Origin of the sequence: Sphingomonas changbaiensis NBRC 104936, assembly GCF_000974765.1 — a bacterium.
In the GTDB taxonomy this organism is placed as follows: domain Bacteria; phylum Pseudomonadota; class Alphaproteobacteria; order Sphingomonadales; family Sphingomonadaceae; genus Sphingomonas_B; species Sphingomonas_B changbaiensis.
The window spans coordinates 70,594-88,752 of the sequence record NZ_BBWU01000028.1 but is presented as its reverse complement, the minus strand read 5'-3'; the positions used below and the strand labels follow the sequence as shown (position 1 = coordinate 88,752).

Annotated in this window: 19 protein-coding genes and 1 tRNA gene; 5 read left to right on the top strand and 15 right to left on the bottom strand. The window is 59.3% G+C overall.

The annotated features are described in order from the left end of the window. Nucleotides 1-156: 156 nt before the first annotated feature. The 6 genes from SCH01S_RS06915 to SCH01S_RS06885 form a co-directional block, all read right to left on the bottom strand. On the bottom strand, nucleotides 157-561 hold the full coding sequence (locus tag SCH01S_RS06915) for a hypothetical protein (RefSeq protein ID WP_046348051.1): 405 nt from the start codon (nucleotides 559-561) through the stop codon (nucleotides 157-159). A 12-nt stretch (nucleotides 562-573) separates the two neighbouring features. Next, on the bottom strand, nucleotides 574-777 hold the full coding sequence (locus tag SCH01S_RS06910; RefSeq protein ID WP_046348050.1) for a hypothetical protein: 204 nt from the start codon (nucleotides 775-777) through the stop codon (nucleotides 574-576). Further along, on the bottom strand, nucleotides 756-1,409 hold the full coding sequence (locus SCH01S_RS06905) for a hypothetical protein (protein WP_046348049.1): 654 nt from the start codon (nucleotides 1,407-1,409) through the stop codon (nucleotides 756-758). Before SCH01S_RS06905 ends, SCH01S_RS06910 begins: the two co-directional genes overlap by 22 nt. 383 nt (nucleotides 1,410-1,792) lie before the next feature. Beyond that, nucleotides 1,793-2,899 carry a hypothetical protein gene (locus SCH01S_RS06900; protein WP_046348048.1) on the bottom strand — a complete coding sequence of 369 codons (1,107 nt, stop codon included), beginning with the start codon at nucleotides 2,897-2,899 and terminating at the stop codon, nucleotides 1,793-1,795. Nucleotides 2,900-3,634: 735 nt separating this feature from the next. Next, nucleotides 3,635-4,684, bottom strand: coding sequence for an HNH endonuclease (locus tag SCH01S_RS06890; protein WP_052733825.1), 1,050 nt, complete (start codon nucleotides 4,682-4,684; stop codon nucleotides 3,635-3,637). Nucleotides 4,685-4,845: 161 nt separating this feature from the next. Further along, the gene (locus SCH01S_RS06885) at nucleotides 4,846-5,316 is read right to left on the bottom strand and encodes a hypothetical protein (RefSeq protein WP_046348046.1); all 471 of its coding nucleotides are present in this window, start codon (nucleotides 5,314-5,316) and stop codon (nucleotides 4,846-4,848) included. A gap of 66 nt (nucleotides 5,317-5,382) precedes the next feature. Here SCH01S_RS06885 and SCH01S_RS16075 point away from each other — a divergent pair, with 66 nt between their 5' ends. Then, nucleotides 5,383-5,586, top strand: coding sequence for a helix-turn-helix domain-containing protein (locus SCH01S_RS16075; RefSeq protein WP_084689441.1), 204 nt, complete (start codon nucleotides 5,383-5,385; stop codon nucleotides 5,584-5,586). Nucleotides 5,587-5,963: 377 nt separating this feature from the next. Here SCH01S_RS16075 and SCH01S_RS06880 read toward each other — a convergent pair whose 3' ends face one another. Further along, the gene (locus SCH01S_RS06880) at nucleotides 5,964-6,161 is read right to left on the bottom strand and encodes a hypothetical protein (protein ID WP_046348045.1); all 198 of its coding nucleotides are present in this window, start codon (nucleotides 6,159-6,161) and stop codon (nucleotides 5,964-5,966) included. Continuing rightward, nucleotides 6,158-6,808, bottom strand: a complete 651-nt coding sequence (locus SCH01S_RS06875) for a recombinase family protein (RefSeq protein ID WP_084689440.1) — start codon at nucleotides 6,806-6,808, stop codon at nucleotides 6,158-6,160. Before SCH01S_RS06875 ends, SCH01S_RS06880 begins: the two co-directional genes overlap by 4 nt. Nucleotides 6,809-6,951: 143 nt before the next feature. Here SCH01S_RS06875 and SCH01S_RS06870 point away from each other — a divergent pair, with 143 nt between their 5' ends. Beyond that, nucleotides 6,952-8,316: a phospholipase D-like domain-containing protein gene (locus SCH01S_RS06870; protein ID WP_281174970.1), complete on the top strand. Its 1,365-nt coding sequence runs from the start codon at nucleotides 6,952-6,954 to the stop codon at nucleotides 8,314-8,316. Between the two features lie 111 nt (nucleotides 8,317-8,427). Here the strand turns inward: SCH01S_RS06870 and SCH01S_RS16070 are convergent, their stop codons facing one another. Beyond that, complete coding sequence (locus tag SCH01S_RS16070; RefSeq protein WP_281174969.1) at nucleotides 8,428-8,835, bottom strand: very short patch repair endonuclease; 408 nt, start codon at nucleotides 8,833-8,835, stop codon at nucleotides 8,428-8,430. Between the two features lie 40 nt (nucleotides 8,836-8,875). Between SCH01S_RS16070 and SCH01S_RS06865 the strand changes: the two genes are divergently transcribed. Together SCH01S_RS06865 and SCH01S_RS06860 are read left to right on the top strand one after the other, a co-directional pair. Next, nucleotides 8,876-11,233, top strand: coding sequence for an ATP-binding protein (locus tag SCH01S_RS06865; RefSeq protein ID WP_046348043.1), 2,358 nt, complete (start codon nucleotides 8,876-8,878; stop codon nucleotides 11,231-11,233). Beyond that, complete coding sequence (locus SCH01S_RS06860; protein ID WP_046348042.1) at nucleotides 11,230-12,129, top strand: response regulator; 900 nt, start codon at nucleotides 11,230-11,232, stop codon at nucleotides 12,127-12,129. The genes SCH01S_RS06865 and SCH01S_RS06860 overlap by 4 nt, the downstream gene beginning before the upstream one ends. Here SCH01S_RS06860 and SCH01S_RS17410 read toward each other — a convergent pair. The 3 genes from SCH01S_RS17410 to SCH01S_RS06855 form a co-directional block, all read right to left on the bottom strand. Beyond that, entirely contained in the window at nucleotides 12,040-13,332 is a 1,293-nt protein-coding gene (locus SCH01S_RS17410; RefSeq protein ID WP_084689437.1) for a DNA cytosine methyltransferase, read from the bottom strand. The genes SCH01S_RS06860 and SCH01S_RS17410 overlap by 90 nt on opposite strands. A gap of 205 nt (nucleotides 13,333-13,537) precedes the next feature. Then, nucleotides 13,538-14,959, bottom strand: a complete 1,422-nt coding sequence (locus SCH01S_RS16360) for a site-specific integrase (protein WP_169746365.1) — start codon at nucleotides 14,957-14,959, stop codon at nucleotides 13,538-13,540. A gap of 264 nt (nucleotides 14,960-15,223) precedes the next feature. Beyond that, nucleotides 15,224-15,313, bottom strand: a tRNA-Ser gene (locus SCH01S_RS06855). 124 nt (nucleotides 15,314-15,437) lie between these two features. Here SCH01S_RS06855 and hspQ point away from each other — a divergent pair. Then, entirely contained in the window at nucleotides 15,438-15,809 is a 372-nt protein-coding gene (hspQ, locus tag SCH01S_RS06850) for a heat shock protein HspQ (protein WP_046348041.1), read from the top strand. Here the strand turns inward: hspQ and SCH01S_RS06845 are convergent. The 3 genes from SCH01S_RS06845 to thrB all read right to left on the bottom strand — a co-directional run bounded on the left by SCH01S_RS06845 (nucleotide 15,806) and on the right by thrB (nucleotide 18,150). Then, the gene (locus tag SCH01S_RS06845) at nucleotides 15,806-16,594 is read right to left on the bottom strand and encodes a Crp/Fnr family transcriptional regulator (RefSeq protein ID WP_046348040.1); all 789 of its coding nucleotides are present in this window, start codon (nucleotides 16,592-16,594) and stop codon (nucleotides 15,806-15,808) included. The two genes, hspQ and SCH01S_RS06845, sit on opposite strands and share 4 nt — an antisense overlap. 174 nt (nucleotides 16,595-16,768) lie before the next feature. After that, the gene (gene rnhA / locus SCH01S_RS06840; RefSeq protein ID WP_046348039.1) at nucleotides 16,769-17,215 is read right to left on the bottom strand and encodes a ribonuclease HI; all 447 of its coding nucleotides are present in this window, start codon (nucleotides 17,213-17,215) and stop codon (nucleotides 16,769-16,771) included. Further along, nucleotides 17,212-18,150 carry a homoserine kinase gene (thrB, locus tag SCH01S_RS06835; protein ID WP_046348038.1) on the bottom strand — a complete coding sequence of 313 codons (939 nt, stop codon included), beginning with the start codon at nucleotides 18,148-18,150 and terminating at the stop codon, nucleotides 17,212-17,214. Before thrB ends, rnhA begins: the two co-directional genes overlap by 4 nt. Nucleotides 18,151-18,159 lie beyond the last annotated feature (9 nt).

Sequence of the window (18,159 nt, the reverse complement as noted above, 5' to 3'; positions counted from 1 at the left end):
ATTGACACACCACAACTATAGAGCGACGCCGAAGCTGTTGCGGCCGATGTGCGAGAGCGGTGGCGCGACGTGCTGGGCGACGATCCCGACCTGCGCGACAACCTAAGCTGGGCCGATCTCGTTCAGTTTGTGCTGCGCCAGGCACGCGAGCAGGCCTTAACCATCGATAGGCTCATATCGCCAGAACAGATGATAGGAGAACAGGGCAATGAGCCCGAGTTGGACGTAGCTGTTGATCTTCGCCCCATCGAACGGGACGAAAAATAGCTCAAAGAGCAATCCGCCAAAGCCCAGCAGCGCCAAAACTACGAATACAACCTGCGGGTGGTAGCCGCTCAGCCACTTGTCGCATGCAATGCGGGCGGCGAACATGCCGGCCACTGTCCCAATCAGGACTGAAAAGAAGCCGATGATGCCGGGCCGGATGACCGTGAAGATGTTCATTAGGATCGCGTTGACGCCGCCCCATAGCATCGCGACGACAATCAGCGCGATTGGCGCCAACAAACAGGCTGCCAGTGTTTTAAGCAGCCCCGCTCCGGTCGCTTGTTGGGCTTCCATCTGGCCGTCCTCCTAACGCGCTCGGACGAGCGCATTGCGGCCCGCAGCGACAACAAAAAAGAGGAGCGCCCCACCGATCACGGAGCCACCCGTCATCTCAATGTTGTCGGCCGACGAATATGCCGCATTGTCGGTCAGGTTGTGCCATACGCCGACGAGCAGTCCGAAGAACGCCCCATAGGCGGCAGCGCGAACTAAGTTCCACTTTTGCGGCATGTTATCTCCCCCCGTTCGTCATGCAATGGGCGCTTCGGCGCTGCCGGTTCGACCTTTTTTTGGTCATGCCCATATTTATCCGGGAATAGCTTCATGAGCGCGAGAACAATCAACCACGGCCAAAGCAGGAATAGCGCGAACACGCCAACGGTGAGGCCGTCTTGCATTCCATGGGCCCGTCCATAGGAATCGATGGCGTCCATCCATCCGGTGAGGCCAAGCGCCTGAAATGTGAAAGACACGCCGAAGAGGATGGCGACATTCAGAAAACCCCAAGCGATGTCGCGGTCGTCCCGATTAGGGTTCTTCGCCGGTCGTTTCTCGATCCCCGTCACCCTATAGAAAAGATCGGAGAGGCCCAATCCGCCGAAGAAGAAGATGCCAAGGCCAATGATTGCCAAGAACATCCCCCCGACCCAGCGGACAAGGATGCCAACAAACCCATTGTCGGTGAAACCCGCGCTGCCGAGGGCATAGACGCCCCACACCATCACCGCGACGCCCGCGATGGACAGCACAACCTCGACCAGTTGCTTAATCCCCGACGCGATTGCGTTCCCGCGCGTGATGAGGATGTAGGCGAGCACTAGGCCGCTAGCGACTCCAAGTGCAATTTCCAATGAGAATATCATGGCATGCCCCCTGTGCAGTTAGCTTGGGGCAAGCCAAGAGAAAGCTCAAGCCGCTCTAATGGCGAGGCGGCACTCTGACAACGAAAGGGGGGGACCGACTGGACCGCCCCCAACTATGACTACGTCATCTTCATCAGCCGGAACGCCTTCGGATTGAGCGGCCCGGCGCCCACCCGCTTCGTCGCGCAGAACCTGACAAGTGCGTGGCGGAGAGGGAGGGAAACTAACCCTCCCAATCGACAGGCAAAAATATCAGATACTTAACTGCTCAATCGAAACAGGTTTGTATCAGGTTTTGTAGCGCCAACGCCGATTATAGAGCGACATCAGGAGGTCTTGATATGTTGAGGGGGGTAAGGGCCATCATCTCGCACCCAAGCGTCTTAGGGCTCCGAAATGCCGCCCGCTACAACGGGGAGCAACTCCCGGAGGCGACGCTGCAAAGAGGCGTATGGCTCTGTGAGTGCAAATCTCGGGGCGCTTCTTTTCGGAGCCCGGCTTCTAAGCCTTACACGCGCTACAAGCCCCTCCCTTTCGAGTGCGCCGATGATTGACCCATTGTTGGTCTCGTCTACCATTATCCCGCCGTCGATCAGGAGCGTTGCTATAGTTTCGCTCGCTGCGTCAGCGTCGGATGCAGCAGCGCGGAACACCTTCCGGAAGATTGCGACTAGGTCCGCCAACGTCGGCGCATCAGGCTCGTCAAACTGCAATCCAATCGTCCCCCACGGGACCTGCTCATGGGAATGACGCTTGTCGGCTCTCAAGAGACGAAAAAGGTTCTCGAACGTCTCTGGAGCCCTCGACCTCGCTACCCCGGCCTTGCCCGTTCTTTGAACCTCAAAGCGCAGGCGGCGGCGCTCTTTCGCGTAGATCACGAGAGTTCGAGACTTGCTCAGCGAGAGCCGGATTGAGAGCGCTCCACCGCTTCGATCAACGCTACTCCGACCATATTGGGTAACTGTGCTCTGCACATCGTTATCCAAGATGGACATGCTCGCTCGTCGGACTGCCTCAAGAGCATTGTTATGATACCGCTCGAAATAGACTTCGCAGCGCGTCAGCGAAACACTGCTCCAGTGCAGCCGGACTTCGCTGGAGCCCAGCATCACGTCTGAGCCTCCTTCTGAACGCCAGTCGGCCTCCAATGAAGGAGAGAGACTTTGCTGGAGGAGGTGGCGGAGTTTGCCAAAAAATATCGGCATGAAGACGCCGAACAGGTCGGGATTGCCAAACGCCGCTTGTGCCTCGCCCGGCCTGCTGATCCAGTTATCGCTCCCGTCGAGACCGAGAGGCACGCTGCCCGGACCCGCAGACGCGAAAAAATCCACGGCCGGAAGATCAGCGAGAGCCTCGGGTGTGCTCTGCTCACCAAAGCGGGCTAGAAGGTGCGAGAGGCTCCTCGTGGGGTTGCAGATCACTTCGACCCTAAGCGATCCGATATTATGGTTTAGGCCCCCTGCATCTATCGTGACCCTGGAAAGGGTCATTGGAGCCTGTCGACTTGTTCCCCAAGAGAACCGCCCCTGCGAGATCGCGGGGTTGGTAAACCACGCCATCAAATCAGGATTGCCGGGCAGGCTTTCCCACAGATCACTAGACGAGTGCCGTGTCTGCCATGATCCGCCGAGGCGCAGTCTGATTTGATCAAAGCGCCACTCATGATCTAGCGGCCGGAGGTTGCGGTCGAAGCCGGGCAGGCCGGGTATCCTCCCACGTTGCCGTGGTCGGACGATGGGTGAACGCGTCATTCCTTCCTCAGTGCTGTTCTGATGTGCGCAGCGTTATCTTCCCTCTATAGAGCACAGGCGACCCCATCCTCAGCGCCCAACGTCAGTGCTCATCTAGAAACTCTTGCATGAGTTCTTCAACGAGCCCCTGCGCCTCGCCGAGCCGGAAAAAATCCCGCTCAACAGCAGCCAAGGTGCGCGCCCTTTGCCGCCATGTTGGCTCGTTATCAGACAATGGATCGTGACCGAGGAGGTGCGCTTGGATTTGCAGAACCCGCGCCACAGCACGAGCCCGCCGAGCACTAGCCCGCTCGAAGGCTCGCCATCCCCCCTTATATGCGTTTTGCGATGACCGGGCCTTCCCGGCCTCAGAGGTCGGCCCCGTCGACTTCGTCCAGGGCTTAACCCGACGAATGACTTCGGACTGTTTGGCACGCCGTTCTGGCGTCCATGCTGCACTCGTGCCCATGCCGTTGTATAGTTCGTTTGGCGTTCTCACGTCGATAGTGAGGGCGTGAGCATCTTAATCAGGCGGTCGACCGGGAGCGGTTCGCGAGTGCGATGAACCATTCGGTGGCAGTTTGCGCAAAGAAGCGCGAGGTCTTCTGGTTTCGTTCGCTCGCCCGGCCGCATCTGGAATACCGGCCGCTTGTGATGCACCTCGATGTAACCATCGCCGTGTGCACCATACCGCTCTCGGAAGTCCAACTCACAAACCTCGCATCGGAGCGCGCCGGTGGTGTGGCGCACCTGACGCTTCTTCTTTTCGATCACTTTTCTGTCGCGCTCGTAGACACGGTGAAGGCGGTGAGTGAAGCCGCCCTCCACCGCGCCTTCATCATCCCCGTCGCCGATGGCTGCGATCTCATCCACCAAATCGCGATTTTGCACCGAACCCCGGATCAACGCGGCAGCGCGACGAAGTTCGGGAAGCCGGTTCGCAAACTCAGTCCAGATCGGCTCCTCTAGTTTGCCACCACGCGCCATGCCGGTCCTGCCACTCGATGTGTATTGCGGATCAAAACGTCGGAAGTTCATCATCTTCAGGTAGACGCCGTTCCGGTTGCGGTATTTGGCCGTCCTGGCAACTCCTGTTGCGAGCGCCAGCAAGTTCAGCACTTGCGAAAGTTCGGCGACTTCGGCGCTCCCCTTACCGGGCGGCGACCGACGATTTCGCATGTAGAGTTCTAACGCCAGGATTAGTTCTTCTCGTGTCCATTTTGGCCCGCGTTCGTTCGCGCTGTTCGCACCCCCAAAGGTTGGGCGCGCGCCCTTGTGAACTTGGAACCCGGCTTTTTGCAGGCCACGGACCGACCAAGCCACGCCGCCGCTTAGCATCATGTCGCGGGTGAACGGACGACCCATACCAATCGCTTGCGCCACATTTGCAATGGCCTTCGAGACATACGACCGACCATTGTGGATCAGCCAATAGTCGCGGGAGAGATCAAAACCATATTCCTTCAAAAAGGCTGTCTCGCCTTTCCGGTCGTGTTCGGCAATGGCGGCTAGAACTGATTTCTTGGTAATGTGACTGACTGCCATGACTTCCCCCCCCCGATGAGCCAATCAAGGCATCATGGTAGGGCCTTAATCAAGTGCTCTCCGCGAACCACCGCGATGAAATATCTCGCCCGTTCGGCGGACCCGCCAAAGCGTGGGGCTCACTGACCCGATAGCCACAGTTGCAGTCTGGGCCGCTGATTTTACGGTAACGCTTCCACGGAGGTAAGTTGCCCATCCTCAAATACGCAGGCGGCGGTCCTGTTCACCTCCAGCCCAAGCCGGTTCTTTGCAGTCACGCCTACAGTGAAGCGAGCGCGATTTCCGTCCGTTGTGAACGTAGTGTCGAGAGGATCGAAGGCTACGGACCTCGGGTCGGCAACCGCTGCCTTGAAGGCTTCTGAGCAGCGCATGAAGGCATCTACTTTGCTGATGGACGAGGAAGAAGCCGCAGCTTTCTCCTTGGCAAGCACAGCCTCGGCCTGAGCAACCGCTCGTTCCTCGGCAGTGGGTGGGTCTGGTTCAAGCGTGCCAATCAACTTCTGACAGCCTGCGACCAGCAGAGAGAGCAGCCCAATCGCAACGATGATAATGAGGCAGCCGAGTAGGCTCTGCCCGAATATAGCTTTCGTCTGATCGCCTTCTGCGGCCGGTGCCCCTGCTTCGTCGTCCATCGCGTCGCCCCCAAACTACTCTCATCGTCTGTAGACTGATAGTCAGCAACGGCTTGATCTCAAAGGGTGGACGTCTGTCGCCGCCTTGGGAGGAATATCCGTGCACTCCGGGAGCGAACTGGATTGTCACAAGAGGCGTTCGCCGACCACGTGGGGCTCCATCGAACCTACATATCCGATCTAGAGCGAGGCACTAGAAACCCGACAGTGCGGGTCGTGGAGAAGATCGCACTCGCGCTGGGCACCGAAGCGGGCTCCCTTCTCGACTGACTAAGGTGGTGGGAGCCCCGCAGAATATGTCTCATCGAAAGGCCGGAACTGCGAGGCAGGGTCCAGCGAGAGGTGAGCCGCCCACCCTGTGTGCCCCGTTCGCGCCAACAGCCTTTTCCAGCGGCTCGGCTGATCAAAACGAGCGTGCAATGCCCAGTGGCAGTCGCGGCAGCAGCCGTAGCCTTCCAGCGGCCGGTCATATCGCTCTTGGTGGAGCATCAGATAGCGGCGTGATGTATCACCCGGCTCCTTCTTGAAGCCGCAGATGGAACACTGGCGCGGGCGCTCAAGTTCGCCGCTCCGGTATGCTGCCCGCTGGATCGGCAGCGTCGCAAGCCGAGCTTGAGGCGACCAGCCATTATAGTAGCCGATGCGGCTCATGCTGACTTGCCGCCCAGAACGCGAAGGAGTGAGATCACCAGCCGGTCGAGCCGGACGATCCCCTCATGAAGGGCTCCGGCAAGCTGCTCACCAGCGTCGGCACTTAGGTCAGGCCGTTGGCCCTCTACAGCGATGCCGTGCAGGTCCTCGATGGCTGCGGTTGCATCGGCGAACAGGCGCTGGACCGACTTCATGTTCCGGCGCTCTCCGGAAGCGCAGGCTCATTCGTTTTTCCGGCGTTAGCCGTGGGAGCGGGTCTGTTCGTTTTTCCGGTCTCCTCTGAAAGCAGACGATACACCGATGCGCGGGATGTTTGAGTGCGGGCCGCGATTTCAGCGGGCTTTAGCCCCTCGCTGTGAAGCTGCCGCATCAAGGCTGCTTTCCGCCTCGCCGTTGGCGCTCTACCGCGATATTTTCCCTCCGCCTTGGCCTTCGCAATCCCCTCTCTCTGGCGTTGAAGAAGCAACTCCCGCTCGAACTGGGCCACTGCGCCGAACATCGTCACGAGGAAGCGGCCGGACGGTGACTTGGTGTCGACCTCGCTGCCGCCGAAATCCAAAATGCGGAGCGCTACGCCCTTACGCTCCAGCACATCGAGTATTGAGAGAAGGTCGGACGTAGACCGGGCCAGCCTGTCGAGCCGCGTCACGATGAACGCATCGCCTTCGCGAACGAACTCCAGCGCTGCGCGAAGCTGCGGTCGGTCCGAAACAGACGAAACCTGCTCCACGAATATCTTGATCTCGCCAGTGCAACCCGTTGCACGGGCAAGGTCCCTCTCCTGCGCCTCAAGGCCCGCGACTTGATCCACGGTGCTGGTGCGAGCGTATCCGACAAACATGCCCTCTAACCTCTTGCTCTACATGATAAAACTAGCCGAGTGAGGAGTATGGTCTAGGTCTTAGTGAGCCCAGCCACCTCATTTTCTGGTGCGCGGTAACGCTCGCACACGAGACGCACCTCCACTGTCCATTATATTTTCCGGTGGGCTGGAGAGCGCTCGACTGCTCATTGTGCAGGCACCACAAAGCCGCCAGTCTGATCGCTCACAGAGGGGGAGCGACGACATTGGGGGCGATCAGAAACACATACGGGAACACTGGATCGACGGGCTACACGCTGAACTGGTTTTCGGATTGCACAGCTGACGCTTGCGACGCCTATCTTGCCAGTCCCTTCTTTACGACGTGCAAGCCAGTCGAGACGCTCGTGAAACGAGGGTGCAAAGTGCATCTACTGGTTCGGCTCTGCTCAATCACCCGGCCGCCCGTGCTGAAGGACGCTATGGGTCTGCCGGGGGTCACGATCCGCTACTACACCGACAGAGAGTTCCACGCGAAGCTATACGTTGTCGGCGACACGGCGCTCGTAGGCTCGGCTAATCTCACCGAAAGCGGGCTCATGAGCAATCGCGAGGTTTCCGTTGTCCTCACGAAGGAGCGTGACGAAGGGTTTGCCGATCTGGTCGGCCTGTTTGAGTTGTTCTGGTCAAACGCGATCACCCTCACTGCCGAGGTCCTAAAGCAATACGAACTTGCCTACCGCAGGATCGGAAATCCTCAGGAGGAGGCAGATTTCCAAAAGGCGTTAGAGGCGCTCGTTCCAAAGGCCATTGTCCCCAGTGCCAAGGTAGGCAGCGACAAGGTCTCGAAGGAGCGAGCCTTCCTTCAACGCTACCAACGCAAATATGATGAACAGCTAATCCCCGCGTTCCGAGAGGTGGAAGGCGTTTTCGAGGACTTTGGGCAACGTCGGCCCGATTTCGAAAATGAGGACCGGCTGGTCGAGCTGGGCAGGTTCTTAGGGTGGTGCAGGCTGGCCAAAGCGCCCGGCGATGAGTGGCAGACAACGGCATTGGCCCCAGCACCACAGCGTCGGGAGCGGATTGTCGCCCAGCTTGCGGATTGGCTTACTTCCACGGACACCCGAGCGGGCGATTTATACGACGCTGCGAAGGAGAGCGCCCGCATTTCCGGCCTCCGTAAGGCGATGGGCTCCGAGCAGGTTATCGCAGCCCTGAACTATGATGATCTGTTCGGTGCGCTCATCGGCGTTCACGCCTTTCACGACAGGCTGCGACACGTAAAAGGCGGCGAAAGGGGATTGAAGGAGGAGTTCAGGCTAAACCCGCTTAGCCGGATAAAAGAGACGCTGACCTATCTCTTATATGGTCCTGGCCTCTCACTGGAACGCGCTTACGACTGCATCCAGAACGAGCGTTGGAAGCTGGTCGGCTTCGGGGAGGCTTCTGTGATGGAGTTGCTGGGCTGGATGGACGAGGAGCGCCCGCCGATCAACGGGCGAACGATCAAAGCGCTGCGCTTCCTAGGGTTCGACGTCCGGGACTGACAAGCCCTGTCAAACAAGCCTCTAGACCCAGTGCGAAATCGTCTAAATTCGAGTGAGGCGATGTATGTGAGACCCATCCACTGCTCGTTCGCCGTCTAGCATGGGAAAGCCTCATCGAGATCGATTGATAAGGCCGTGCTGCACGAGCAACTCCGATAGATGGTCAGATTTTGCTTCACATTCCCAAATCACGATTACTCGCCATCCTAACGCCGTTAGCGCGGCACGAACCCGCTCATCTCTCGCTTGATTTTGTTCGAACTTCTGCGCCCAGAATAATGGCTGAGTTTTTGGTAGCCGAGCGATGGAGCAATCGCGGTGGCCGTGCCAGAAACAACCGTGTACGAAAACCACTGTTCGATCCCTTGGCAACGCGATGTCGGGCTTTCCAGGCAAGTCTCCTCGATGCAGGCGAAAGCGTCTTCCGGCAGCGTGCAGCGCCCTTCGGACCAAAATTTCTGGTTTGGTATCCTTGCCTCGAAACCGGGCCATCAGCCTCCTTCGTTGATCCGGGCTCATTGTCGGCATAGGTATCCTATCTGGTGTATTCGGGGGGAGCATGGCGAGCACAGAGCATTTTCGAGTAAGTTCGCATCTGAAAGATATCATTGGGCGCGACCTCGTAACGAACGAGTTCGTGGCCGTGTTCGAACTCGTCAAAAATGCCTTCGATGCGCAGGCAAAGCGCGTGGATATCGCGTTCGATCTGGACAAGAACGAGATTTGGATTGTCGACAACGGCAAGGGGATGGACGAAGCGGCGATCCGCGAGCGATGGTTGTTCGTTGCTTATTCGGCGAAGGCGGACGGTTCGGAAGACGCTGAGATAAGTGGCGATTACAGGGATCGTATCCGTCCACAGGGGCAGTTTGCTGGTAGCAAAGGTATCGGCCGATTTTCGTGCGATACTCTGGGTGCGACGCTCCAACTTTATTCGCGCCGAAAGAAAGGTGCGCCTACGCAGCGGCTCGACGTCGAATGGGACCGCTTCGAAGCTGACAGCAAGAAGCTATTCCAAACGATTGGTGTTCGCCTCCAGACCCAGCCTGACTTTCCCGCTGATGCTCCGATAAGGCTTCCCCCCGGCTCAGGCACGGCGCTACGCATCGGCCATCTCCGTGGCTCGTGGTGGCCGGACGACATAACGCGGCTCCGGCAATACCTAGAAAAGTTGATTGATCCTTTTGGCACGACGAAGGACACGCCGGTCCATATATCCGTTCGCGATAAGGATTTGGACGAGGAGCAGATCGCAGAACTCGAAGGCCCGGTGGGCAATGATTTGCGCGACCTACTGACTGAGAAGACCACCCGAATTGATGTGCAGATCACAAACGACGGGATAGTCACCAGCTTGGTCGACAGGGGGTTGCGCATCTACACTATCCGCGAGAAGAACGAATTTTCTGGGTTGATTGGCGCAGAGGTAAGGGCCGAGATATTCTACCTGAACCGTAGCGCTAAGGCGACCTTCACCCGGAGAATGGGGGTGCGCCCGGTTGAGTTTGGCAGCATCTTTCTTTTCCTCAACGGCTTTCGTATTTTTCCAATCGGCGAGGAAAACGACGACACGTTGGGCCTGAACCGACGCAAGCAGCAGGGTTCGTCGCGATATCTCGGCACGCGGGACATAATGGGCCGGGTGGATGTTCTTGCTCCTCCCAGAATGTTCCGCGAAGCATCAAGTCGCGATGCTGGGCTGATTGAAGACGCACATTCGCGCGACCTCTATCAGGCCATTATAAGAAAGGCTGTAGTCCGCCTGGAACGCTACGTTGTGGGAGTAACGTGGCAAGATAAGACCGATGCAGACCGGGATGACGCGAGCGGCATCCAATTTGGTGAGACAAAGGGTCGCGTTGCGCAAGTAATTGCCCAGTTGGCCGCGACCCGTGACCTCACTCTGGAATACTTCAACCCCGTGATCATCGAGATTTTTGACGATGGTCAGCGCTCCCTCGATGGCGCGATGAAGGCGCTCACGACTATTGCGGAAAAGCAGGGCGACGAGGCCCTTCTTCGTAGAATTGAGGAAGCGCGGGCGCGACAGGCCGAACTTGAAGAAGCCGAGAGAGAAGCGACACGCGCGGCAAGGGAGGCGCTGGCCGCAAAGGCGCTGGCGGATGCACGGATATCTCGCCTCGAAAGACAGGCTAGATATCTTGCGTCTACCCAAGACATGACTGTTGAGCAGATGACGCTGCTTCTGCATCAGGTGATGATTTATTCTGGTCATATCGGAGCGGCAATTGATCGTGCTCTCGGGGATGCCAACGCGGTCCTCGCTGCTGCCGCCGATCTACTGAACGAGCACGAGGATGATGATCTTCAGGACGCGGCCGCTTCGATTAGGGCTCGAACACGAAGGGTAATCGACGACCTCGACTACATTCATCTGGAGAATGATCGTCTGACCGCTGTCGCCCGCTTTGCTTCAAACGCGCGGTTCGACCTTGAGACTGACTTACTTGAAGGCGACGTGGTCGAGTTCCTCGACGAGTATGTCAATCAGGTTCGGGCCAACCGCGATGCGACTGCAAACGTGAGGTTTGAGGCAAACGGTCTCTCTCAGGACGCTCGTTTCAGACCGGTGGACCTTGTGGTGGTCGTCGATAACATGCTGGACAATGCCCGAAAACATGGCGCGACGATCATGACCCTCGCCGCCCGTCAAGCGAAAGGCAGCAAGAAGGTCGAAATCACGATCTCAGATGACGGGCGAGGTATCGACGAAACGAGGATCGACCCGACGAAGATTTTTGAAAAGGGTTACACCTCCACGGTGGAGGGCACCGGGCTCGGTTTGTTTCACGCCCGGAAAGTAGTTGAGGCAATGGGCGGGAATTTGATCCTCGACCCCGACAGAGCGCCCGGAAGAGCGGAGTTCATCATGACGCTGCCGAGTAAGAAGGCATGAACCTCACCTTCAATGTGTGCTGGATAGAGGACCAGGCAAGTAATGCTGAAGTCGATGCGATCAAGGCAGCAATCCGGCAAAACGGCTTTCACCCGGAAGTCCAGAGAGTGGAGACCGAGGAGGAAATAAAAGCGTTTGCCCAGCGGCAGAACCACTACCATGATTTTGAGTTGATCCTGCTCGATTTGCGGCTCGGCGAGGGATTGCGCGGAAACGATCTGGCGAAGGATGTTCGTCGACATTTTCCGTCCACACCGCTCCTATTTTATAGTGGCGTCGATGAAGGCTCGCTACGTGAAATGATGTTCAAGGCAGGGATTGAGGGGGTCTACTGCGTCCATCGAGACAGGCTCGCCCAGCGAGTAGCCGAGTTGATCCGCGATCTTTCTCCGGCATTGAACAGGCTGAACGCCATGCGTGGCTTGGCGGCTCAGGTTGTCGCGGATTGTGACCAGCAACTTCGGAACATTTTAATCCACTTCGGCAAGGATGATCAGAAATCGAAAGAAATTGTCACAAGCATCAAAGACAAAATCGTTGACGGAGCGAAGCGCCAGGTCGAAAGCTTAGCGGATTACAAAACGCTAAATGACCTGATATTCGGCTTGCCGGTGCCGAGCGGATTACTTTTTTCGGAAGCTAGGGATAGGGCCAGAAGTGAAAACGGGTCTGATGAGGTAAGAGACCTATTGCGGGCGTTGAGGAATTATCCGTCGAAGGTTTTGTTTCGGCGAAATACGCTTGCGCACGCCCTAGAGGAACGAACAGAAGACGGGTGGATCATTCGAAGGAAGGAAGGAGCCGCACTAACTCGCGGCGACTTTGAGCGCTATCGCGCCGAATTTCTCTCTTACCACCGGGATATCTGCGCGCTCAGGGACCTGTTGGTCGCGTAGCAAACGGCGAAGCATGTCACCGATGGCTTCTGCCAGCATCGGCGGCACCGCATTTCCAACCTGAGTATATCTTGGACAGGCGACTTGTCGCCTCGGGCCGCCACTCGTGTATGGTCCGCGAAATGAAAACCAGTCCGGAAAGGACTGCAATCTTGCTAACTCGCGGACGCTCATCGTTCTCGCGTCGGAGTAGTGAATAAAGTCGTCAGGCAAGGTCGTTACGGTTGGAGAAGGCGCATCCGCATCTAACAGCGTTGTCGTTCGTTTTCCCATGCCCAACCGCTTCCTGTCAGTCGGTGTTATGTTGCGGCCGGCCCGGCAAGTGTCGAGGATTTCCCTCATTCTCGATCTAGTAGATGCCGAGTGCCTAGGGATGCGGCAATCCGATGGTTGCCCATTGCACCCGGCTCTCATAATCTGCTGATACTGGGTCAGCGTCCGGTCGTCGTGCCGTGAGACTGCGCCGAAACCCAGATGGCCCCACTCTCGATCAGCTATCGGCTGCTGCCCGTCCAATGCCAGGTCGGATAGCGCTTCTCTCGTCGTAACGGGCTCAATTCCTAACCCTTTTTCGCGCAAAAACCGCAGTCGCGATGCACGCAATCTTGCCAAGGGGTTGATACCGGGGATGCTGCCCTTTCGAGCCGCGATGCAAATATATCTCGGCCTTCGCTGCGGCACGCCAAAATCGGAAGCCAGAAATACGTCGGCCCACGCATCATAGCCCAACGCCCCCAATCGCCTTTTCACAGCGTCGGAATAAGAGCCTCCGTCAGCGTGAGGCATCGACGTGAAGCCACGAACATTTTCGATCAAGACAAGCGGCGGCTGCACCAGTTCGACAATGTCGAGATAGGCGTCTACCATTCGGCTGCGCGGATCGTCTGGATTTCGTCGCCCGTTGGTGGAGAAACCCTGACAGGGTGGACCGCCAGCAATCAGATCGACGGCACCCCGAAGCGAAGCCAAGTGCGCTTTGTGATCTCGGGCGATTGCCACGACGTCGTGTGGTCCAACCTCCAGCCAATCAGGCCAACTGTGCGCTCTAATTTCTCCGTCGATCAAATTTGCGCGATAAGTGGAAAACGCATCCGCATGGGCTTCCACTGCAAAGTTGCACACGAACCCCGCACGGATAAGCCCAAGGGAAAGCCCGCCGCAGCCGGCAAACAAATCGATGAAGGTAGGCACCTTCAGCGCCATAATGGATGAAGCGCTAGTATGTCCAGGTTAGCCGGACGGCCGTGCGGAAGATCGGCGGACCCCTGCCTCGACGCAAGGCGGATTTGCATCTCGGTCACGTGAATGGGCCGCACCGGTGCGGTAGGCTCATAGCCCATAGAGATTTTCGACATCCCCATTGGCCCAGGCGACGAGAGCCGTCTGAAGTTTCCGAATACCAGCGCCCTCACAGTTGATACCGAGGGATCAGGTTGATCTCCCGTGCCGTGACGGAAGGCGGTTGCTCGCCATATTTGCTTCCCTCAGTCCGACCCGCATGGCCCTGGATATATTCGCAAACCTCAGCGTCCATCCTGACCCGTCGGGCAACTGTTTTGAACCTGTGACGCCAGCCGTGATTGGGTTGGACGCGAGGATCAGTCACCTTGGCTTCGGTTCGCACCCAGCGAGCCAGGAACTCGCCGCACTTCTTGCTCTGCGGATTACCCTTTTTCCCACCACGATACTGTGCCGGATCGTAAAATAGCGGTCCTCGCAAGTTGGAGACAGCCTCAAGGAAGCCCTGTTCCAGAATGTGATTGTGCAAGGCAACCGCTCGGTAGCGATGATTTTTCGTGCTGCCGGCCTCGGGGGTGATGCGGATTACCCAAACACCTTCCTCCTGATATATGTCATCGGCTCTCAACTGTGTGACTTCGTTGACCCGAGCACCTGTGTAGGCGCAAATCCACGGCACCCATCGGATCGCCAGTGCTCTCTGAGACGAAACTCCGATTGGTGGCGACCGCAACGAGGCTCTCAGGATTGCAGTCGCCTCTCCATCAGAGAAGCTAGCATCGCGAGTGCGCTGGCGACGGGGACCGTATACGCGGATGCCGCTCGCCGCATTAGCTGACAGCAGTCGATTAGAAACACCCCATCCGAGAACAGTGCGCAGGGCAGCCAGATATGTCTCATTGACGGTTTTGGCAGACCTGCATTGGCCGGCAGCAATAGGTTCAGAGGCGAGGTGATCCTTCCAACGAAGGACATCGTCAGGAGTGATCGCCGCTGCATCGTCATGGCCGATGAACTCGACCCAAGCCGCAATGAAGCGAGACCAGGCTTTCTCTGTGGCCGCAGCGGGCTTCCGCTCAGCTAGATACTTCGCGAAAAGGCTCCGGATGCTTACATGTGCGGCAGGCCGCGCTTTGGCCCTCTCTTCATCTAGCCGAAAGTTTTCGGCCGAAAACATTTCATCGTCGGTTCTGCGTGGCAGAAGGGCCAAGTCTTGGCGCTGCCGCCCAAGAGCCGCGAGTTGCCCTCTCGCCACGAGCCGACTGAGCCGTCGAAACGTATTGCTGCCCGCCTCAACACTCCAGCCATTTTGCTCGATCATGTCCTGAGCGATCCAGGCCGTCGTAACTGGCGTCTCGGCACCCAAGGACGTGGCGAGCCGTTGCAGGTCGGCCCGTTGCGCTTCGATGCTCGTGAACGGTTCTTGACCGGGATCGGCGGTTCCGTCGAAATCAGGTCGTTCAACTCGTTCTCGAAACCAACTGCGAACAGCCGCCTCCATCAGTTCCGGCGACGGGGAGGGCTTCCCCCCGGTTATCGCGTGGACAGTGCGATTGGCGGATTGCGCCGTGGCCTCAAAGTCTTCGATCAAGCGGTTTAGTTCTCGTCTGCGACCCGGCCAATCCACAGCAGAGAGTGTTTTCACAACCTCCGACCGGCCACCAAAAAGCGCGCGCACTGACGCAGGTATTCCTCGCCGGAAAACATAGGCCCCATTCTGGCGGCGAAAGAGATATCGCTGTCCCGCAACCCGCTTCATTGTGGCCCGTTTGTATCAGGTTTTGTATCAGCCTAGACGATCATAACCCTCAGTAAAGGGCCGATCCTAAAGATTGTCTCTGGAGCGGGAAGTAAGTGGCGGAGAGGGAGGGATTCGAACCCTCGGTACCGTTGCCGGCACGCCGCATTTCGAGTGCGGTGCTTTCGACCACTCAGCCACCTCTCCGCGAGATGCTTGGGGCCCTGGAACGGGCGCCCGGTCGAGGAAGCGGTGCCCCTAGCGGAACGGGAAGCGGGGCACAAGCGTCTGCTTGGCGGACGCGCATCGCGTCCCTACATAGGCTCGGACCATGGACAAGTCATTTCCTTTGGCCGAAACCCAGGTCACCGCGCCGGCGATCGTGCATGCGCGCTTTGCCGTCGGCGATGTTGTCCGGCACCGGCTGTTCGATTTCCGCGGTGTCGTGTTCGACATCGACCCGGTCTTCGCCAATTCCGAGGAATGGTACCAGGCGATTCCCGAAGACGTCCGCCCGCGCAAGGACCAGCCCTTTTACCACCTGCTCGCCGAGAACTCCGACAGCAGCTACATCGCGTATGTGAGCCAGCAGAATCTGCTGGCGGACGATGAGGCGGAGCCGGTCGACCATCCGGCCATCCGCGGCCTGTTCGACGGCTTTCGCGACGGCCGCTACCAGCTTCGCCGCGAGCACCGGCACTAGCCGGCCTTGGAGTCGACCACTTTCTGCGGGCGCGCGTCGGGCAGGACCGCGCGGAAATGGTTCTGCACGTCGCGATAGCATTCGCACGCGCATTGCTCGATCGCGGCGCGGTCGAGAATCACCATCCGACCGCGGCTGTAGCTGATCAATCCGCGTTCCTGGAGCACGCGCGCCACGCCGCTGACGGTCGTGCGCTGCACGCCCAGCATTTCGGCAAGATATTCCTGGGTCAGCGCGATCTCGTCTGAATCGACCCGGTCGTGCGTGGTCAGGAGCCAGCGGCACAGCCGCGCGTCGATCGCGTGCAGCGCGTTGCAGGCGACCGATTGCATGGTCTGGGCAAGCAGGGTGTCGGCATAGCGGCTGAACAGGTCGCGGATCGCGCCCGAGCGCTCTTTGGCGCTTTCCAGCGCCGCCGTCTCCATCTTGAGCGCGATGCCGCCGATCTGCACGACCGCGCGGGCGAATGCCGGCTTATTCCCCGCGCTGACGATGCCGCCGATCGCGCCTTCGCGGCCGATCGTCACCGCCTCGACCGCGCGGCCGTCGGTCATCGTCACGACCAGCGAGGCGACCACGCCGGGGCCGGGGAAGTAGGTGTGCGACACGTCCTCGCCGGGTTCGAACAGGACGTCGCCGCGATTGAGCAGCACGCTCGACATCGCCGGCTCGAGGATGGCGCGATCGGTCGGATTCAGCGACGCCAGCAGCCGGTTGCCGGCGAATTGAAGCGCCACGCTGAGGGTCGCACCGGCACTGCGGCTGTTATTGTTGTCGTTACTCATTTCGCCCCCCGGCGTGGCTGGCCCACCACGGGCGCAACCGAATACTCGCGCCACGATTATCGCCCCTTGATCGGCACGTCTGTCCGCAAGCCGACATAAGATCATACAATGATCCTGTGCCGCTTCGGCACAACTAATTAGGTTAGTGAGCGAAGGCTTTGCGAAGAATGCCGGTCAGCGTCGCCGGGCGCGCGCCGCATCGCTAGCGAGCTTGTCGGCGCGTTCGTTGTCCGGATGGCCGGCATGGCCCTTGACCCAGGTCCATTCGATCCGGTGCGGCGCTGCGGCGGCGATCAGCGCCTGCCACAGGTCGGCATTCTTGACCGGCTTTTTGTCGGCCGTCTTCCAGCCGTTCTTCTGCCAGCCTTTCAGCCATTTGGTGAGCCCGTCCATCACGTAGCGGCTGTCGGTGGACAGCTTGACGCGGCACGGGCGCTTCAGCGCGTTCAGCGCCTCGATCGCGGCGGTCAGCTCCATCCGATTGTTGGTCGTGTCGGGCTCGCCGCCGGACAGGTCCTTTTCGGTGGAGCCGAAACGCAGCACGGCGCCCCAGCCGCCGGGCCCCGGATTGCCCTTGCACGCGCCATCGGTGGCGATCTCGACCAGCGGAAGTTCGTTCACAGCGCCGCGTAGTGGTCGAGACGGCGCAGAAAGGCGAGAGGGTCCTTGCGCGTGACGAGCGCATCGGCGGGCGTGTTGAGCCAATCCCAGGCGCGCGTCAGCAGGAACCGCAGGCACGCGCCGCGAGCCAGGGCGGGAAAGGCGGCGCGTTCTTCGGGCAGCAAGGGGTGCTCCGCATCATAGCCGGCGATCAGCGCGTCGCCGAGCGCCGTGTCGAACTGCCGGCCGTCGCCACTGAAGCACCAGGCCGCATGCATCACCGCCAGGTCCCAGGCGCGGAGTTCGGTGCATGAGAAATAGAAGTCGATCAGGCCCGTCACCCGTTCGCCGAGCATCAGCACATTGTCCGGGAACAGGTCGGCATGGACGACGGAGCGGGGCAGGGCGGACGGCCAATGCGCGTCAAGCCAGGCGAGCTCGCCGGTCACGCGCGTCCGCAGGCCCGGCGCGATCGCGTCGAGCTGGGCGCCGCAGCGGTTCGCCAGCGCGTGCCATCCGGCAGGGCCCAGGCTGTTGGGGCGCTCGCCCTCAAAGCTTTGCAGCGCGACGTGCATGCGCCCGAGCGCTCCGCCCGCCGCCCGCGCCTGCACTGGGGTCGGCTGAGTCGGCCAGACGCCGGGCAGAAACTCGATCAGGCATGCCGGCCGCCCGGCGACGCGCTGGATCTGGCGGCCATGCGTATCCCGCAGCGCGCGCGGCACCGGATTGCCGCTTTCCGCGAGATGGTCGAGCAGCGCGAGGAAGAAAGGCAGATCGGCCTCGTCGACCCGTTTTTCATACAGCGTCAGGATGAAGCGGCCGCCGGTCGCGTCGACCAGGTAATTGCTGTTCTCCACCCCCTCGGCAATGCCTTTGGCGGAAACGAGCGTGCCCACCCGGTAAAGCGCGATCAGCGCTTCCAGCTCTTCGGTGGGAACCTGGGTATAGACGGCCATGCGACCCCT

Bases quoted from the DNA above. Each gene is read 5' to 3' on its own strand.
- SCH01S_RS06915 (WP_046348051.1), bottom strand. From the start codon at position 561: ATGGAAGCCCAACAAGCGACCGGAGCGGGGCTGCTTAAAACACTGGCA.
- SCH01S_RS06910 (WP_046348050.1), bottom strand. From the start codon at position 777: ATGCCGCAAAAGTGGAACTTAGTTCGCGCTGCCGCCTATGGGGCGTTC.
- SCH01S_RS06905 (WP_046348049.1), bottom strand. From the start codon at position 1,409: ATGATATTCTCATTGGAAATTGCACTTGGAGTCGCTAGCGGCCTAGTG.
- SCH01S_RS06900 (WP_046348048.1), bottom strand. From the start codon at position 2,899: ATGACCCTTTCCAGGGTCACGATAGATGCAGGGGGCCTAAACCATAAT.
- SCH01S_RS06890 (WP_052733825.1), bottom strand. From the start codon at position 4,684: ATGGCAGTCAGTCACATTACCAAGAAATCAGTTCTAGCCGCCATTGCC.
- SCH01S_RS06885 (WP_046348046.1), bottom strand. From the start codon at position 5,316: ATGGACGACGAAGCAGGGGCACCGGCCGCAGAAGGCGATCAGACGAAA.
- SCH01S_RS06880 (WP_046348045.1), bottom strand. From the start codon at position 6,161: ATGAAGTCGGTCCAGCGCCTGTTCGCCGATGCAACCGCAGCCATCGAG.
- SCH01S_RS06875 (WP_084689440.1), bottom strand. From the start codon at position 6,808: ATGTTTGTCGGATACGCTCGCACCAGCACCGTGGATCAAGTCGCGGGC.
- SCH01S_RS16070 (WP_281174969.1), bottom strand. From the start codon at position 8,835: ATGAGCCCGGATCAACGAAGGAGGCTGATGGCCCGGTTTCGAGGCAAG.
- SCH01S_RS06865 (WP_046348043.1), top strand. From the start codon at position 8,876: ATGGCGAGCACAGAGCATTTTCGAGTAAGTTCGCATCTGAAAGATATC.
- SCH01S_RS06860 (WP_046348042.1), top strand. From the start codon at position 11,230: ATGAACCTCACCTTCAATGTGTGCTGGATAGAGGACCAGGCAAGTAAT.
- SCH01S_RS17410 (WP_084689437.1), bottom strand. From the start codon at position 13,332: ATGGCGCTGAAGGTGCCTACCTTCATCGATTTGTTTGCCGGCTGCGGC.
- hspQ (WP_046348041.1), top strand. From the start codon at position 15,438: ATGGACAAGTCATTTCCTTTGGCCGAAACCCAGGTCACCGCGCCGGCG.
- SCH01S_RS06845 (WP_046348040.1), bottom strand. From the start codon at position 16,594: ATGAGTAACGACAACAATAACAGCCGCAGTGCCGGTGCGACCCTCAGC.
- thrB (WP_046348038.1), bottom strand. From the start codon at position 18,150: ATGGCCGTCTATACCCAGGTTCCCACCGAAGAGCTGGAAGCGCTGATC.